Origin of the sequence: Nitrosomonas eutropha, from assembly GCF_900116685.1 — a bacterium.
GTDB lineage: Bacteria > Pseudomonadota > Gammaproteobacteria > Burkholderiales > Nitrosomonadaceae > Nitrosomonas > Nitrosomonas eutropha_A.
On record NZ_FPBL01000006.1, the window covers coordinates 30,989 to 49,240 of the forward strand.

Below are 18,252 nucleotides of genomic sequence, written 5' to 3' on the forward strand. Positions count from 1 at the left end.
TTTTTATAGATATCGCAATGCAAGCCATCAACCTGACCGATCATTTTCTGATTGCTATGCCGAGATTGGAGGACTCGTTCTTTGCCAAAACGTTAACCTATATTTGTGAGCATAACGAACAAGGTGCTTTGGGCCTGGTTGTGAATCGACCGACTGATTTATCGGTAGAAAAACTGCTGACGCAATTAGGTATGTCCCCTCAGGATCCCGCTCTTTCCAATCTGTCGGTATTGTTGGGTGGTCCGGTGCAAGTCGATAACGGATTTGTATTGCATGAGCCGGTTGGGGCGTGGAGATTTACGTTGTCTTCTAATGTGACGACTGGTCTAACCGCTTCTATTGATATTTTGCAAGCAGTTGCTGATTGTCAGGGGCCAAAGAAAATCCTGGTTGCGCTCGGTTATTCAGGCTGGGCGGCTGGGCAACTCGAACAGGAGTTGGCGCAGAATGCCTGGCTGACTGTACCCGCTCAATCCCGAATATTGTTTGAACTCTCTTTTGAAGAGCGACTACCCGCTGCCATGAAATTACTGGGGATTGATTTTTTTAATTTATCCAATGAAATTGGTCATGCCTGATTCGGCCGAAGAAACTATAGCTGACGTGGCAAGTGTTATTTTATCTGGTACTGTGCTTGCTTTCGATTTTGGTGTGCGGCGTATAGGGGTGGCTATTGGCGAATATGAATTGCGATTGGCCCATCCTCTGACGACGATTGACCAGGTGATGACTAAACCTCGTTTTGAAAAGATTGCTGAATTAATCGAGGCATGGCAGCCGGTTTTGCTGGTGGTGGGGTTATCGGTTCATGCTGATGGTGCTGAACATGAGATAACCCGATTATGCCAACGTTTTGCGAGGCGGCTGGAAGGGAGATTTGGAATTCCGGTGGCGATGGAAGATGAGCGTTATACGACAGCGATTGCCCGTTTGACGTTGGAAGAAGTAGGCATTACAGGCAAAAAACAGCGGCCAATGCTTGATCAGATTGCAGCACAACATATCCTTCAAACTTTCTTTGATTCATCTCATGCAGCTTCCTGATGCCGAGCAGCTACTGACACTGCTTATCGAAAAAATCCGATTGGATGTCACCGACAATACGACTATTGTGGGTATTCATACCGGAGGGGCTTGGCTGGCCAGGCGTATTCATCAGACATTAAAGATCGCGCAGCCGGTGGGGGTGCTGGATATTTCTTTTTACCGTGATGATTACAGTAAAATTGGCCTGCATCCACAGGTCAGACCCTCCCAACTCCCTTTTGAAGCTGAAAATAGCCATATCATTCTAGTAGATGATGTGCTCTATACAGGTAGAACTATCCGTGCTGCGATAAATGAATTGTTTGATTATGGCCGTCCATCCAGTATCCATCTAGCTGTTCTGGTGGATCGTGGCGGACGGGAGTTGCCGATTGCTGCGCGGTATACGGGAGCCGTACTGGCCTTGCCGGAAAGTAGCATGCTTGAACTGAGGCAGGCAGATGATGGAAAACTGAGCCTGGATTTGCGTAGCATAGCAAGTGAGTAATGTATGTTCTGAGAGTTCACCTGATTACCTTCCTTGTATTTTCATCAACATTGCTGGTCTGCTTTGAATTGCGGATTATGCTGTAGTTATCCAGATGGCCCAGACTGTTTTGTGCGAACGGATTTTATTTGTTGATATTTGAAACAGATATGTATTGTTGTAATTCTTTCAGGATTCCTGCGTAATGAGTATACATCCGCAGTTGAATAAAAATGGGGAGCTGCAGCATCTGCTTACAACAGAGGGGTTGCCTGTTGCGATTTTGCGCCATATCCTTGATACAGCGGAATCATTCATCGGTGTGACAGAGCGGGATGTCAAGAAAATTCCCCTGCTGCGAGGTAAATCGGTATTCAACCTGTTTTTTGAGCCAAGTACCCGCACTCGCACAACTTTCGAAATTGCGGCAAAACGCCTTTCAGCAGATGTAATCAATCTTAATATGGCAGTTTCATCCCAGACCAAAGGGGAAACTTTACTGGATACGGTGGATAACCTGTCTGCCATGCATGCGGATATGTTTGTGGTGCGCCACAACCAGAGTGGTGCAGCGCATTTGATCGCTCGTCATGTCGGTCCGGAAATTCATGTTATCAATGCCGGTGACGGATGGCATGCGCACCCTACGCAGGCATTGCTTGATATGTTTACAATCCGTCGTTACAAACAGGATTTTCATACACTGCGTGTGGCAATTATTGGAGATATTCTGCATTCCCGGGTGGCGCGTTCTCAGATTCACGCACTAACAACACTGGGAGTACCGGAAATCCGTGTGATTGCACCCAAGACTTTGTTGCCGGCCCGGGTTGAGCGGCTTGGTGTACATGTTTACCACAACATGACACAAGGCTTGAAAGATGTGGATGTGCTGATGATACTGCGATTGCAGCATGAACGTATGGAATCGGCGCATTTGCCCAGTACCGAAGAATATTTCAAGTATTACGGACTAACACCGGGAAAACTTTTGTTAGCCAGATCTGATGCAATTGTGATGCACCCTGGCCCGATGAATCGTGGGGTGGAAATTGATTCGGAGGTGGCTGACGGCTCCCAGTCGGTCATTTTACCCCAGGTGGGTTTTGGTATTGCTGTCCGCATGGCGGTCATGTCGATTCTCGCCGGAAATTAACGCTCGTATCCTCTATGCATATTTGTATCCGAAATGGCCGTCTGATTGACCCTGACAGCGGGATGGATCGTATTGGCGATCTGTATCTGGCTGAAGGCAGGATTGTGTCAATTGATTCTCGGCCTGAACACTTTCATGATGATCGAAAGATTGACGCAAGCGGATTGGTTGTATGCCCCGGTCTGGTTGATTTATCAGCACGCTTGCGCGAGCCTGGGCTTGAGTATATGGCCACTCTGGAGTCGGAGTTGGAAGCGGCAGTAGCAGGAGGAGTAACTAGCCTCGCATGCCCCCCAGATACAGATCCACCACTGGATGAACCGGGTCTGGTGGAGATGCTGAAGCATCGTGCGCGCAATCTTGATCGGGCACGAGTCTACCCGGTAGGAGCGCTGACTCAAGGGCTTAAAGGTGAACGATTAACGGAAATGGTTGAGTTGCATGATGCCGGGTGTGTTGCTTTCAGCCAGGCAGATGCACCGATTGCCAACCTGCATGTATTGATGCGAGCCATGCAGTACGCTGCTACTTTCGGTTTCAAGGTCTGGCTGCGTCCTCAGGATATGTATCTGGCCAATCATGGTGTTGCCCATGATGGGGAGGTTGCCACTCGTTTAGGATTGCCGGCAATACCTGTGTGTGCGGAGACAATTGCGCTCACGGATATTTTATCCCTGATGAAAGAAACCGGTGCCAGTGCACATTTATGCCGTATTTCCAGTGCCGAAGGCGTAGCACTGGTACGTACAGCTAAGCAGCAAGGTCTGCCGCTAACCTGTGATGTTTCCATCCATCATGTGCATCTGGTTGATATGGATATTGGCTTTTTTGATGCGAACTGTCATCTCATGCCGCCGCTCAGAGGCCTGGCAGATAGGGATGCATTACGCGCAGGGCTGATGGATGGGGCGATTGATGCGATCTGCTCGGATCATGCGCCCGTGGATGATGATGCCAAGTTGCTGCCCTTTGCCCAGGCCGAAACTGGCGCAACCGGACTGGAGTTATTGCTGCCGCTTACGCTGAAATGGGCAATGGAAAACAGATTGTCGTTACCGGAAGCGCTGGCAAGAATTACGTCGTATCCGGCTCGTATACTGGGAATTGATGCCGGGCAATTGGTGGCTGGTGCTCCAGCCGATTTGTGTATTTTTGATCCTGATGCGTACTGGGTTGTCAGTAATGCTGAGTTGAAAAGTCAAGGTAAGAATACGCCTTTTCTCGGGATGGAGTTATGTGGCCGCACTCGGTTTACGTTGATTGGCGGGCATGTTGTGTATGGCTGGTAGCACTTATCCTGAGACTATAGATTAATAATAAATCCTTGGAATATATAACTGATATGAAGAACCCGTTACTCGATTTTTCCACGTTGCCACATTATGAGGAAATCCGGAATGAACATATTGCACCAGCTATAGATGAGCTGTTGCGTGATTGCCGCGCAGTGATGAATGCGGTCAAGAATACATCAGAAGCTCCGGATTGGCAGGATTTTGTACAGCCAATGGTGGATGTGAATGAGCGTCTATCGCGTGCATGGGGGCAGGTGACACATTTGAACGCAGTCATGAATAATCCGGAATTGCGTGAAATCTATAATACCAATCTGCCGCGTGTTACGCAGTACTATGCCGGGTTATCACAAGACCCGGTATTGTTTGAGAAATTTAAGCAGTTGCGAACAGATCCAGCGTTTAATAATTTGAGTCAGGCGCGCAGGAAAATTGTAGAAAACCAATTGCGGGATTTTCGGTTGGGCGGGGCTGAGTTACCACCTGAAGATAAAGCACGATTTATGCAAATTCAGGAAGAGCTGTCAGCATTGAGTGCAAAATTCAGTGACAACCTGCTTGATGCAACCAATGCATTTTCCCTGTTGATAGAAAATCGAGGTGAGCTGGCCGGAATCCCGGAAGATATATTGCAGGCAGCCAGTGAAGCAGCAGCTAAAGATACCTTAATCACTGTGCCGGGCTGGAAATTCACGCTACATGCTCCATCCTATCTGTCGATTATGCAGTACGCAGATAACCGCAGTTTGCGTGAACAGATGTACCGGGCATATACAACGCGAGCTAGTGAGCTTGAAGTCATTCCAGATCAGACTGGGGAGCGTGACAACATGCCTTTGATCGAACAGATCCTGCGTTTGCGTCAGGAAGAAGCCAGCCTGCTAGGCTATGATTGCTATGCGCAGGTATCCCTTGCCCCCAAGATGGCAGAAACGCCACAGCAGGTGCTGGATTTTTTGAATGAACTGGCTACTAAAGCAAGACCCTATGCGGAAAGAGATCTGGCGGAACTACGTCAGTTTGCAGCTGATAAACTAAAGCTGACCCAACTTGAGGCATGGGATATTGCCTATGTTAGTGAAAAGCTGCGGATCGAACGTTATGCTTTTTCTGATCAGGAAGTTAAGCAATATTTTCCGGAAAATAAGGTGTTGTCCGGTATGTTCGGGTTGGTGGAAACACTGTACGGCATACATATCAGTGAAGCAGAGCAGGCGCGTAATGTTCAGCGTTGGCACCAGGATGTAAGGTTTTTCGATATTGCTGACAGTGAAGGCAATGCGTTGGGGCAATTCTATCTGGATCTTTATGCGCGTCCTGGCAAGCGTGGAGGAGCGTGGATGGATGATGCCGTAACACGGCGACGAATTGAAGTGCCGGAAATCGGTCGTTCTGAAATCCAGGTGCCGGTTGCTTACCTTACTTGTAATTTTTCTGCACCAGTGACGATCAATGGCCATTTGCGCCCTGCGTTGTTTACGCATGATGAGGTCATTACACTGTTTCATGAGTTTGGCCATGGATTGCACCACTTGTTGACACAGATGGATGAACTGGGGGTTTCCGGTATTAACGGCGTCGAGTGGGATGCGGTCGAGCTGCCAAGCCAGTTCATGGAGAACTTCTGCTGGGAATGGGAGGTGTTGCACGATATGGCTGCACATGTGGAAACTGGTGATCCGTTACCACGCACGTTATTCGATAAAATGCTCGCAGCCAAGAATTTTCAGAGCGGTCTTCAAACTTTGCGTCAGATCGAATTTGCCTTGTTTGACATGCATCTGCACACTGATTTTGATCCACTGGGCAATGAGACCGTATTGCAGCGTCTGGATAAAATCCGTCAGCAGGTAGCAGTTATTATTCCGCCAGCCTTCCACCGGTTTCCGAGCAGCTTTGGACATATATTTGCTGGGGGTTATGCAGCCGGCTATTACAGCTATAAATGGGCAGAAGTATTGTCTGCCGATGCTTATAGTCTGTTTGAGGAAAATGGTGTCGGCCAAGTGGTTAATGCGAAGACCGGCGAGCGTTTCTGGCATGAAATTCTTGCTGTAGGCGGTAGCCGTCCTGCGCTTGAGTCATTTGTTGCGTTTCGCGGACGTGAGCCAAAAATTGATGCGCTGTTGCGCCATAATGGGATGGTAGTTTGAGTAATTTTTGTATTTTTGGCGTGTTCAATATTGTTGCCAAATAATCTAGTAAGAAGCTTTGCCGAAAACAGTAGTGCTATTTCTTTGGCAGGTGGCGCGATACTCATGTAAAGGGTGAGTGGTTTCTGGAAAAGCTCCTGTATCTCATGTATAATTAACTATAGCGGTGTGGGGCCAATTCGAGCCGCTTTTTTTCTGTCTGTCTGCATTTTGCTACAAATCATTGGGGAGTCTTGTGTCTAACCGTCCGCGCGCTGTACTCGTTTTGGCTGATGGTACTGTTTTTCATGGAGACTCAATCGGTGCCGAAGGTGTGACTACTGGGGAAGTGGCCTTCAATACGGCCATGACCGGCTACCAGGAAATCCTTACCGATCCATCTTACTGTCGTCAGATTGTTACACTGACTTATCCACATATTGGCAATACCGGTGTTAATGACGAAGATATTGAATCTACGATAGATTCCAGAGTCATTTATGCGGCAGGGTTGGTGATTCGAGATTTACCGCTCATTGCTAGCAGCTGGCGCAGTCGCCAATCATTGCCAGATTTTCTCAAGCAGCATAACGTTCCGGCTATTGCTGAGATCGATACTCGCAAGCTCACACGTATTTTAAGAATCAAGGGTGCTCAGGCGGGTTGCATCATGGCTGGCCATATCGATGAAGTCGAGGCTTTGCAACAGGCACGGGCTTTTCCCGGTCTGGCTGGAATGGATCTGGCGCGCGTGGTTAGCTGTAACCAATCATGGGAATTCAGTGAAGGTGAGTGGGCTCCGGAAACAGGTTGTCGAACTGCAAGTGAGAGTCAATACCAGGTTGCTGTGCTGGATTTTGGTGTCAAGCGTACGATTCTGCGTAAGCTGGTTGAGCGAGGCTGTCACGTTACTATTTATCCTGCCCAGACTAAGGTTGAGGAAATTCTTTCCACCCGGCCTGATGGGGTAGTACTTTCCAATGGCCCGGGTGATCCGGAGGCCTGTGATTATGCGATCATTGCCACACGTGCGTTGCTGGAAAGCGAAATTCCTGTATTTGGAATCTGTCTGGGTCATCAGCTGATTGCTTTAGCGATTGGTGCTAAAACGATCAAGATGCGATTTGGTCATCATGGTGCTAATCACCCAGTGTTGGATGTTGATAGCGGCCGAGTGATGATTACCAGCCAGAATCACGGATTTGCAGTTGCTACTGACACCTTGCCTGCCAATGCGCGCGTTACTCATCGTTCGTTGTTCGACGGGAGTCTTCAGGGTTTTGAGCTGACAGATCATCCTGTTTTCTGTTTTCAAGGACATCCTGAAGCCAGCCCAGGACCTCAGGATGTTGATTATTTATTCAGTCGTTTCGTCAGTTGGATGGCGGAAAACAAGCAATCAGCCTGAGTCATCAGAACAATCTTCTACTTAAATGCCTAAGCGTACCGATCTGAAATCCATCCTCATTATTGGTGCCGGGCCGATTGTTATCGGTCAGGCATGTGAATTTGACTATTCCGGTGTGCAGGCTTGCCGGGCATTACGAGAAGAAGGTTATCGTGTCATTCTGATTAATTCCAATCCGGCGACGATCATGACTGATCCGGAGTTGACCGATGCTACCTATATAGAGCCGATTACCTGGCAGGTAGTGGAAAAAGTAATCGAGATAGAACGACCGGATGCATTGCTGCCGACCATGGGTGGGCAAACTGCGCTCAATTGTGCCTTGGACCTGGTTCGGCATGGCGTGCTGGAAAAATATGGCGTGGTGCTTATTGGCGCTTCCCGTGAAGCCATTGATATGGCGGAGGATCGTGAAAAATTCAAGCAGGCGATGACGCGGATAGGGTTGCAATCGGCGCGTTCAGCTATGGCGCACAGTATGGAAGAGGCTATGCGGGCGCAAGCAGTGATTGGTTACCCGGTTATTATCCGACCTTCTTTTACGTTGGGGGGGAGTGGTGGCGGTATTGCCTATAATCGGGAGGAATTTGTAGAGATCTGTGAGCGTGGCTTGGAGGCTTCACCCACACGGGAATTGCTGATTGAAGAATCTGTTATCGGCTGGAAAGAATTTGAAATGGAAGTTATCCGTGACAAACAGGATAACTGCATCATTGTCTGTGCCATCGAGAATGTTGATCCTATGGGTGTTCATACGGGTGATTCGATCACTGTTGCGCCTGCCCAGACACTGACAGACAAAGAATATCAGCGCATGCGTGATGCTTCCATTGCAGTGCTTAGGGAAATCGGAGTGGAAACGGGTGGTTCCAACGTCCAGTTTGCCATTAATCCTGAAAATGGAAATATGCTTGTGATCGAAATGAATCCACGAGTATCACGTTCATCTGCGCTGGCTTCGAAAGCGACAGGTTTTCCTATTGCCAAGGTTGCAGCCAAGCTGGCGGTTGGCTATACACTTAATGAGCTGGGTAATGATATAGCGGATGGTGTTATTCCGGCCTCGTTTGAGCCAACTATTGATTATGTGGTGACCAAGGTGCCGTGTTTCGCGTTCGAGAAATTTCCACAGGCGAATGATCGTCTGACGACACAAATGAAATCAGTAGGTGAGGTCATGGCGATTGGCCGCACTTTTCAGGAATCACTACAGAAGGCATTGCGTGGGCTGGAAACCGGCGTGGATGGACTAGATGAAAAAACTGCAGATATCGAGATCATTAAGGCTGAATTAAGCCACCCGGGGCCAGAGCGGTTATGGTATGTCGCTGATGCCTTCCGCTGCGATGTTCCTTTTGATGAAGTTCATGCGCTTACCCGAATTGATCCCTGGTTTTTGGTGCAAATTGAAGATCTAGTAAGGCAAGAGCAAGCACTTGCGGATAGGCAGCTGGCTACGCTAGACCGGAGTGAACTGCGCCAATTGAAGCGCAGTGGCTTCTCGGATCGGCGTTTAGCAGTGCTACTTGATACCAGCCAGAGCAAGGTGCGTGCCAGGCGACATCAGCTGGACTTACGCCCGGTCTACAAGCGAGTAGATACTTGTGCGGCCGAATTTGATACGCAGACAGCCTACATGTACTCAACCTATGAGGAGGAGTGCGAATCTCGCCCATCTGACAAAAAGAAAATTATGGTACTGGGTGGTGGGCCTAATCGTATCGGCCAGGGTATTGAATTTGATTATTGTTGTGTACATGCAGCCTTGGCATTGCGTGAAGATCAATATGAAACAATCATGATTAACTGTAATCCAGAAACCGTTTCAACAGATTATGATGTTTCGGATCGGCTATATTTTGAGCCTCTTACACTTGAAGATGTGCTGGAAATTGTGGCAGTAGAGAAGCCGTTTGGTGTCATTGTGCAATATGGTGGTCAGACTCCGCTGAAGCTGGCGCGTGAGCTAGAAGAAAATGAAGTGCCTATTATTGGTACGAGCCCGGATATGATTGACTGTGCAGAGGATCGTGAGCGATTCCAGGCGATGTTGCAGAGTCTTGGACTCAAGCAACCCCCTAATTTTACCGCACGCACGCCAGGAGCAGCTTTAGCAGCAGCGGATAACATTGGTTATCCGCTTGTCGTCAGGCCAAGCTATGTATTGGGTGGGCGCGCTATGGAAATTGTGCATGAGGCGCGTGATCTGGAGCGCTATATGCAGGAGGCTGTGAAGGTATCCAATGATTCACCTGTGTTGTTGGATCATTATCTTAACAATGCGATTGAGGTGGACGTTGATGCAATTTTTGATGGAGAAACCGTTCTGATAGGCGGGATTATGGAACATATTGAGCAGGCTGGCGTTCATTCTGGCGACTCTGCCTGTTCATTACCTCCTTTTAGTCTTTCCACTTCCCTGCAAGATGAGTTACGTAGGCAAACCGGGGCCATGGCACGTGCGCTGAATGTCAGAGGACTGATGAATATACAGTTCGCCATACAGGATAATGTTGTATATGTACTGGAAGTTAACCCCAGAGCATCGCGCACAGTTCCCTTTGTTTCTAAAGCGACGGGTTTGCAGCTGGCTAAAATTGCAGCCCGTTGCATGGCGGGAAGAACATTGGCTGATCAGGGCATTACCAGAGAAGTTCACCCAACCTATTTTTCAGTAAAAGAGGCTGTTTTCCCATTTGTTAAGTTTTCAGGAGTCGATACCATACTTGGGCCGGAGATGAAATCAACTGGTGAGGTAATGGGGATCGGTAAAAACTTTGCAGAAGCATTTTTTAAATCACAGCTTGCAGCAGGTGTTCAATTACCTGTTTCAGGTAATGTGTTTATCAGTGTCAGGGATGGTGACAAGTCGGAGGTTGTTTCGATCGCTGCGAGATTGATCAAATTGGGATTTTTGATTTATGCTACGAAAGGTACGGCATACAGCCTATCTCAAGCTGGATTGTCAGTTGTGACTGTCAATAAAGTGGCTGAGGGTCGGCCGCATATTGTAGATATGATCAAGAATGGTGAAATCTCTCTAATCCTCAATACGGTCTCCAATAAGAGGAGTGCTGTGCGTGATTCGTATTCAATTCGGCGTGCCGCCTTGCAGGCCAGAACGACTTATTACACAACGGTTGCTGGTGCGCGTGCTGCCTGTACAGGCATGGCAAGCTGCCAGGAGTTGCGGGTTTATCGTTTGCAAAATCTTGTCTCCTAGGCAACAATACTTCTTGAAGTTTTACGAATTCCTGCTTAAAGTTATTTCTGGTAATTAATCCCTTACTTCTTCAATCAGATGTGGCTAGGTATTCTTAATTCGTAACATTAAAAAGATTTGTTGTTATTTAACAGATTCTGTTTTTTATTGTTTTTCATAGAAAGAGAAATTAAGTTATGAATGCTATTCCAATTACGCAATCTGGTGCAGAGAAGTTGCGTGCTGAGTTGCATGAAATGAAGACAGTTCATCGTCCTGCAATAATTGCTGCTATTGCAGAAGCTCGTTCCCATGGAGATTTGTCCGAGAATGCTGAATATGATGCTGCAAAAGAAAAACAGGGATTCATAGAAGGGCGTATTGCGGAGTTGGAAAGTAAGCTATCTAATGCCCAGATTATTAATCCTGCAGCATTGAATGCAGATGGTGCATGTGTATTTGGTGCAACTGTTGATCTCGTGGATCTGGATACTAATACGGCAGTTACCTATCAGGTTGTAGGAGATGATGAAGCTGATATCAAGGAAGGTAAGATTTCTATCAGCTCTCCTATTGCACGGGCATTAATTGGTAAATATGCGGGAGATGTGGCTGAAGTTCAAGCTCCTGGTGGCATCCGGGAATATGAAATATTGGATGTTAAATATATTTGAGTATCAATCTCTTGTTAATCCTCAGAAATTAAGGTGGGTATGCCATCTCTGGCTTGAATTGCTGACTCCAGAGCTTGCTGGTTGATTCTGATATTCCGTGTCATTCTACCATCAGTATCCTTGGATGTTCTTTCGAAGAATTCCAAAATTGTGCGATGGATTTCTTGTTTAAAGTCGAGAGGTGCAATATTTTCCTCCTCCAATGGTGGGTGAAGCTCGATGTATAAGAGATCACCCTGCCATCCCAATTTGATCGGCTGATTGACTATTTGTACCGGCGTACCCGTAGGAATAAGATTAAACAGTTCCTCGATATCTTCCGGATATAGACGCATGCAGCCGTGTGTGACACGCATCCCTACACCAAGCGGCTTGTTGGTGCCGTGGATGAGATATCCGGGCAAGCCCAGATAGAGTGCGTATTTCCCGAGAGGGTTGTCCGGTCCGGCTGGAACGACATCCAATAACGGAGGCCTGCCTTCCTCTATTGCCTCTTTCCGGAGTGATTGGGGGGGAGTCCATGTAGGATCTTTTTGTTTTCTGACGATAGTGGTTTTACCCAGCGGTGTGTTCCAATCCATTCTGCCAATACTGACAGGATGAGTAATAATTTCCGGTTTTTGCCCTTTTATTAGTTTGGGGAAATAATAAAGCCGCATTTCCGGTAGATTTATTACAAGCCCGGTACGTTCAGCCTGAGGAATGATAAAGCGCAGTGGCAAAATAACTTTTTCCCCTTCTTCAGGCAGCCAGCGATTTACATTGGGGTTGGCCAGCATCATTTCATCCTGGCCAATGTCATAACGACGTGCCACATCAAGTAATGTTTCAGAACGACTGGCTGTAACTGTCTGAATTTGCCCAAAAATGTCTATGTCATCGGGTGGGCGTACCCAGCTGTCAGCATAAACACAAGGCATAAGTAACAACATCATGAGCAGCAGCAATGAGCTGATCCTAAGTGTCTGTATATTTTGTTGTTTCATTTTATGTCGTGTTGTTTACCTGATGGTCATAGCATCATCAAGTCTATTTCCGTTTTAATAGCAGGTCGGTTATTTTACCTGCGTCTAAATATTTAAAAGTATTAGTTGTAAGAATTTATGACATTGTCTATATGATATTCGCGAGAATACTACAAATGAGTATGTACAGATGTATCTGTTTAACGTTGATGAATCACAGAAAGTATGGCTATTTAAGGAATTTTTAACCAAGTTCTTTGCAAAACACTACAGAAAAATTCTGTGAGGAATGGTCACTATGGACGGATCTGTGATGTTGCGCTTGTTGTGAATTTATTGCCTTCGTGCAGTAGCTGCCCCATCCCGTAGAACACAGTGTGTGACCATTTAGATGAATTGAGTAAGCATGCTGTATAAACGTTTATTTTAGAAGTGACTGTTGCTATAAAGCAACACTAAACTTGGTGTTGTCTTGACAGTTAAACAGCGCTTCTATAAGCTCGCAGCCCATACATATCATGAAGTGAATACGGTGCGTGGAGCAAGGTAGGCTTTTGATTATCTTGGCTAAAACTGATTAACTCTTAATGCGCGCATTTGATCTATTCAGCAAATTGGCCATAAAATATTTCTAGGGGAAGATTTTGAGTTCGATAATAGCCAAGTTGGATGTTCCGCCAGCGCAAGAAGGTAATTCCCTATCTTCCGAAGCAAGTGTTGTTTCGGCAACGCCCACAATTAATTTGTTGAGCCAGAGACGAGCTGATTTTACAACATTGGTGGAGTCGCTTGAGTATGCGGCACAAGGAGAAACCGGACATAACTTCTATGACGCAAAAGGTAATCTCAAGTCTGTACTTACATACAAAGATTTATGCGCCAATGCAAAAATAATTGCAAGACGGCTGTCTGGCCTTGGGTTGGCACGCAACAGCCGCGTTGCTCTTGTTGCCGATACTACTCCGGAGTTTGTTGAGCTGTTTTTTGCCTGTCGGTTTGCGGGCCTTGTTCCATTCGCTATGCCGGTACCCGTTAATCTTGGTAGCCGTGCGATTTATGTACAGCAGTTAAAAGGAATGCTTGAGGGCAGCGGGGCAAGCGTTGCAATAGCTAATCTTGATTTTATTGAGTTTCTCAATGAGGTGGTTGGGAGTCTGGGAAGCAGTGAACTCAAATGGAGTGGCACGCCTGAGCAATTGAATCTACTGCCTGAAGCTGATGTGGCGCTTTCTCCAAATGCCCCGGATGAAACGGCTTATCTGCAATTTACTTCCGGTAGTACTCGTTTGCCGAGAGGAGTAGTCATTACTGAGCGAGCTTTAATGACTAATCTGCGTGGTATTGTTTGCAATGGCCTTGATGTGAGACCCGGTGATCGATGCGCTTCGTGGCTGCCTTTTTACCATGACATGGGTTTGGTTGGCTTAGTGTTGGCTCCTTTGGCTGCCCAGTTATCCGTTGATTATCTGGCAACCCGGGATTTTGCTGTTCGTCCTTTGCAATGGCTTAAATTAATCAGTCGTAATCGCTGTACTATTGCCTTTAGTCAGCCTTTTGGTCTCAAGTTATGCACTTTGCGTGCGCGCGTTTCTGATTTAATAGATCTAGATTTAAGTTGCTGGCGTGCCGCTGGTGTTGGGGCTGAGATGATCCGGCTCGATACATTGAAAAGTTTTTCGGCTAAGTTTTCAGCAGCAGGATTTAATGAAGATGCTTTCTTGCCTTGCTATGGTCTGGCTGAATCTACTTTGGCTGTGTCTTTCCCTGATATCAATCAGGGAGTAAAAAGTTTACGTGTGGATGCCAAGACTTTGATCGAAAAAAAGATAGCAGTAAGAGTTCAGGCAGATGGCAGGAAATTTAATGAGTTTGTGAATTGTGGACGTCCGTTGCCAGGCCATGAAATCAGAGTTGTCGATGACGCTGATCAGGAGGTGCCTCATTTGATGGTGGGTAGTATTCTAGTCAAAGGGGGAAGTGTGATGAACGGCTATTTTAATAATACAGAAGAGACTGCCAGAGCTATCAGATCAGATGGATGGTTAGATACTGGAGATATTGGTTTTTTGTTTGAAGGTGATTTATATATCACAGGGCGACGAACAGATGTCATTATTGTTAATGGTAGAAATATTCGAGCGCAGGATGTGGAAGAGTTGGCTGAACAGCAGCCGGAAGTCAGAACCCGTGAAGCTTCTGCTTTTGGAATCAATAATGAAGATGGCTCGACGTCAGTCGTTTTGGTGGTGGAATGCAGACTGGCTTCAGCAGTAGATCGACAAGCACTCATTAACAGGCTTCAGCAGATGGTATATATGGCATTTGGGGTAAGTTGCCTGGTTGAGCTGGTGTCTCCACATACTTTGCCACGAACATCTTCAGGAAAGTTATCACGCTTTGCGGCACGGCAGGGGTTTTTGCGGCGTACAAATATGGAACAGCCTGCTACTACCAGTTATACAGTCGGCTAATAGCTGGTTCTTCATCAGTAAAATCTGCTTATTTATTTAGGGGAAGGAGTCAAAGGGTTTCTTCTCGCATCCGGTGGCTTTTATGGTTAGAACTGTTGCAGTAACAGGTGCTACAGGATTTATTGGCCGCATACTTATCGCTAAGCTGGTTGAATCTGGATGGAAAATCCGTGCATTAGCAAGACGTACATCTTCACAGAAAGATAGTCCATTCATAGAGTGGATTTCTGGAGATCTTAGTTGCTGTAATGCGTTGCGTGATCTTGTTTCTGGTGCTGAAGCTGTTATACATTGTGCTGGTGTGGTCAAAGGAAAATCCTGGTCTGATTTCTATCAGACTAATGTAATTGGAACGAAAAATATATTACGAGCAGCTTCTGACTCAACTTCTTGCTCAAGATTTTTACACATTTCTTCTCTGGCAGCGCGTGAACCACTTCTTTCCTGGTATGCACGAAGCAAATTTGAGGCCGAAGAACAGATCCCAAGATTTTCTGGACGGTTAGCATCTGTTATATACAGGCCGGCTGCAGTTTACGGCCCTGGTGATAAAGCAATGCTACCTTTTTTTCGATCTATGCGATACGGTATACTCCCTGTTCCTGGAGATCCGGATAATCGTTTCGGCTTGATACATGTTGATGATTTGGTTGCTGCTATTTATTACTGGCTTGAGACAACCTGTCCCGTGGGTGGTATTTATGCAATTGATGACGGTACATCAGATGGGTACAACTATACGTCGATAGCCATGATCGCACAGCAAGCTCTGGGAAAACCGGTGCGTTGTTTCCAGATACCGGCAAGCAGTATATGTATGTTGGCTCGTTTTAATTTGTGGCTGGCCCATCTTTTGAATTACACTCCAATGCTGACACCAGGGAAAGTGATGGAACTTCAACATTCTGATTGGACCTGTGATATTTCTTTCCTGAGAAAAGAGCTAGTTGGCTGGCATCCGACAATTAAATTACAAACAGTATTGCCATCACTTGTCAAAATGTAACAATATTTATTCCTGAAGCATTTGAAAACACCTCATGCGACAATATATAGCCTTTATGTACCTTGATTTTGTTCAGGCTTCTTGCGTCTTCATGTTTCTCGATCCGGAAATAAATTTGTCGATATACACTGTTCCGGGATTGATCTCATGTCTAAAATAACCCAAACACAAATTACTGAACTGCTTTGTCAGCGTCTGGCTTGTTTTACAGATGTTGAAGCGGAGATATCTCCAGAAACTAATCTCATTACACATCTTGCGATTGATTCGGTCAAACTGCTGAATCTCATAATGGAAATTGAAGATCAGTTTGATATATCAGTTCCGTTGAATGCGCTTGTGGACGTCCTGACGGTTCAGGATCTTGCCAATCTGATTTATAAAATCAAATTATCATCATAATGAATCTGCTGGAAAAACTTGATGCAGCTGCAGCAGCAAGGAAAGCACAATTACCTGAGGGTCTCGCTGCTTTTGGTATCCCCATAGATGAATCCTACTCTGCGACGGAAGCCAGAATCGGGGAGCGTCGAGTATTAATGCTGGGTACGAACAACTACCTTGGGCTCAGCTTTTCTGCTGAATGCAGAGAGGCTGCTCATAAGGCTATTGATCAGGAAGGTACTGGCACCACCGGTTCACGTATGGCCAATGGTAATTATTACGGGCATCGGGCGCTGGAACGTGAGTTGGCAGAGTTTTATCACTGCCGCGAATGTATTGTTTTTACAACAGGCTACCAAGCTAATCTGGGAACCATTTCCGGGTTGGCGGGGGCTGGTGATGTTGTGCTGATTGATGGGGATGCACATGCCAGTATCTATGATGGATGTATTTTGAGTGGAGCGGATGTTATCCGTTTTCGCCATAATGATGTAATCGATCTTGAGAAACGCCTTCGCAGGCTGGGTGATCGCAGCCGTGATACACTGATCATTATTGAAGGTATTTACAGCATGCTGGGTGATCAGGCTCCTCTGGCAGAGATTGTGAAATTGAAAAATGTCTACCAGAGCACTTTGTTACTTGATGAGGCGCATTCACTTGGTGTTCTTGGAGAAACCGGGCAAGGGTTGGTGGAAAAATCCAGGATGATTAACGAAGTTGATTTTATAACCGGAACTTTTAGTAAAAGTCTGTGTGGTATCGGTGGCTTTTGTGTCAGTAATCATCCTCAGCTTAACCAGCTTCGGTATGTAAGTCATCCGTACATATTTACAGCTTCCCCTTCCCCAGCAACAATTGCTTCTACACGTGCTGCCTTGCAGTTATTGCGTGATGGGTCTTCATTACGTGAACAGCTATGGAAGAATGCTTACCAGCTTTATTCCTGCCTAAAAGAAACCGGGTATTGTCTGGGACCGGAGCCCGGACCTATAGTAGCCGTTTTACTTGATAGCCCTAAACGGGCGTTGACCCTGTGGAACGGATTGATGGCGCACGATATCTATGTAAATCTAGTATTGCCTCCTGCTGCTCCGGAAGGAAAGTCATTGGTACGTTGCAGCATTAATGCAGCGCATACTACTGAACAAATTAGCCGGGTTTGTGAGACCTTCTCTAAACTGTATCCCACTGTGACACAGTGAGTGGATGCGATTACTAAATTTAAATCCTGTATTTGTTAAGAGTAGTTGAATGACAAGAATTCTTGGTTAATGATTGACAGGATTGTACCGGATTGGCCTTCTCCCGCAAATGTTTGCGCCATGTTTACTACTCGTAATACTGGGGCGGCTGTGACCGAAAGAGGAGCTTATACTGGCCTAAATCTGGCGGTTCATGTCGATGATGATCCACACGCTGTTCAACTAAATCGAAACCAGTTGCGCCAATATTTACCAGATCATCCCCGCTGGCTGACCCAGGTTCATGGTTCCAGGGCAATTTGGGTAGATTCTGATAGTGAAGCGCTTGAGGGGGATGCTGCAATGAGCCGATATCCCGGAGTGGTGTGTGCAGTTCTGGTGGCAGATTGTCTTCCAGTATTGTTGTGTGACATGGCAGGTAGTGTAGTGGGCGTTGCCCATGCTGGGTGGCGTGGGCTGGCCAAGGGAATTATCGAAAGCACAGTTCAGGCATTACGCGAATTCAGTCATAGTGATCAAATAATCGCGTGGTTTGGTCCGGCAATCAGTTCACAGCACTTCGAAGTTGGTGACGAGGTGCGAACGATATTTACCGAGTATGATTTTCAGGCAGCACGGGCATTTTTCCCAGGAAAAGAAAAAGGAAAATGGTATGCGGATCTTTCTGATCTGGCACGCCAAAGACTGTCTCATGCCGGGGTCTCCCAAATTTATGGTGGTAATTTATGTACGTACAGCAATCCTGAAAAGTTTTATTCGTACCGTCGTGATCGTAAAACAGGAAGGATGGCTGGTTTATTGTGGATGACGCAGTTTCCTGATAAGTAATTCTTGTTTAATA

General features: G+C 46.5%; 15 protein-coding genes. 14 read left to right on the forward strand and 1 reads right to left on the reverse strand.

The features are described from left to right. Positions 1–17 precede the first annotated feature (17 nt). The 9 genes from BM331_RS07535 to greA all read left to right on the forward strand — a co-directional run bounded on the left by BM331_RS07535 (position 18) and on the right by greA (position 11,380). The gene (locus tag BM331_RS07535; RefSeq protein ID WP_074928542.1) at positions 18–578 is read left to right on the forward strand and encodes a YqgE/AlgH family protein; all 561 of its coding nucleotides are present in this window, start codon (positions 18–20) and stop codon (positions 576–578) included. After that, positions 571–1,044, forward strand: a complete 474-nt coding sequence (gene ruvX, locus BM331_RS07540) for a Holliday junction resolvase RuvX (RefSeq protein ID WP_074928659.1) — start codon at positions 571–573, stop codon at positions 1,042–1,044. Before BM331_RS07535 ends, ruvX begins: the two co-directional genes overlap by 8 nt. After that, positions 1,031–1,534: a bifunctional pyr operon transcriptional regulator/uracil phosphoribosyltransferase PyrR gene (pyrR, locus tag BM331_RS07545; RefSeq protein WP_074928544.1), complete on the forward strand. Its 504-nt coding sequence runs from the start codon at positions 1,031–1,033 to the stop codon at positions 1,532–1,534. The genes ruvX and pyrR overlap by 14 nt, the downstream gene beginning before the upstream one ends. Before the next feature lie 184 nt (positions 1,535–1,718). After that, a complete protein-coding gene (locus BM331_RS07550) occupies positions 1,719–2,669 on the forward strand; it encodes an aspartate carbamoyltransferase catalytic subunit (RefSeq protein ID WP_074928546.1) in 951 nt (316 codons plus the stop codon). Positions 2,670–2,683: 14 nt separating this feature from the next. Next, entirely contained in the window at positions 2,684–3,958 is a 1,275-nt protein-coding gene (locus BM331_RS07555) for a dihydroorotase (protein ID WP_074928548.1), read from the forward strand. Between the two features lie 53 nt (positions 3,959–4,011). Beyond that, positions 4,012–6,117 carry a M3 family metallopeptidase gene (locus tag BM331_RS07560; protein WP_074928550.1) on the forward strand — a complete coding sequence of 702 codons (2,106 nt, stop codon included), beginning with the start codon at positions 4,012–4,014 and terminating at the stop codon, positions 6,115–6,117. A gap of 235 nt (positions 6,118–6,352) precedes the next feature. Next, positions 6,353–7,504 carry a glutamine-hydrolyzing carbamoyl-phosphate synthase small subunit gene (gene carA / locus BM331_RS07565; RefSeq protein WP_074928552.1) on the forward strand — a complete coding sequence of 384 codons (1,152 nt, stop codon included), beginning with the start codon at positions 6,353–6,355 and terminating at the stop codon, positions 7,502–7,504. Positions 7,505–7,529: 25 nt separating this feature from the next. Then, positions 7,530–10,727, forward strand: coding sequence for a carbamoyl-phosphate synthase large subunit (carB, locus tag BM331_RS07570; protein ID WP_074928554.1), 3,198 nt, complete (start codon positions 7,530–7,532; stop codon positions 10,725–10,727). Positions 10,728–10,903: 176 nt separating this feature from the next. Further along, complete coding sequence (gene greA / locus BM331_RS07575; protein ID WP_011633575.1) at positions 10,904–11,380, forward strand: transcription elongation factor GreA; 477 nt, start codon at positions 10,904–10,906, stop codon at positions 11,378–11,380. Positions 11,381–11,394: 14 nt separating this feature from the next. Here greA and BM331_RS07580 read toward each other — a convergent pair whose 3' ends face one another. Further along, positions 11,395–12,366: a L,D-transpeptidase family protein gene (locus BM331_RS07580; protein WP_074928556.1), complete on the reverse strand. Its 972-nt coding sequence runs from the start codon at positions 12,364–12,366 to the stop codon at positions 11,395–11,397. A 623-nt stretch (positions 12,367–12,989) separates the two neighbouring features. Between BM331_RS07580 and BM331_RS07585 the strand changes: the two genes are divergently transcribed. From BM331_RS07585 to pgeF, 5 genes are all read left to right on the forward strand, one after another. Beyond that, the gene (locus BM331_RS07585) at positions 12,990–14,816 is read left to right on the forward strand and encodes a fatty acyl-AMP ligase (protein WP_074928558.1); all 1,827 of its coding nucleotides are present in this window, start codon (positions 12,990–12,992) and stop codon (positions 14,814–14,816) included. Positions 14,817–14,898: 82 nt separating this feature from the next. Beyond that, positions 14,899–15,822 (forward strand): NAD-dependent epimerase/dehydratase family protein, encoded by a 924-nt coding sequence (locus BM331_RS07590; protein WP_074928560.1) that lies wholly within the window; start codon positions 14,899–14,901, stop codon positions 15,820–15,822. A gap of 147 nt (positions 15,823–15,969) precedes the next feature. Continuing rightward, a complete protein-coding gene (locus BM331_RS07595) occupies positions 15,970–16,224 on the forward strand; it encodes an acyl carrier protein (RefSeq protein ID WP_074928562.1) in 255 nt (84 codons plus the stop codon). Further along, entirely contained in the window at positions 16,224–17,411 is a 1,188-nt protein-coding gene (spt, locus tag BM331_RS07600; protein WP_074928564.1) for a serine palmitoyltransferase, read from the forward strand. The genes BM331_RS07595 and spt overlap by 1 nt, the downstream gene beginning before the upstream one ends. Positions 17,412–17,480: 69 nt before the next feature. After that, a complete protein-coding gene (gene pgeF, locus BM331_RS07605; protein ID WP_074928567.1) occupies positions 17,481–18,239 on the forward strand; it encodes a peptidoglycan editing factor PgeF in 759 nt (252 codons plus the stop codon). Positions 18,240–18,252 lie beyond the last annotated feature (13 nt).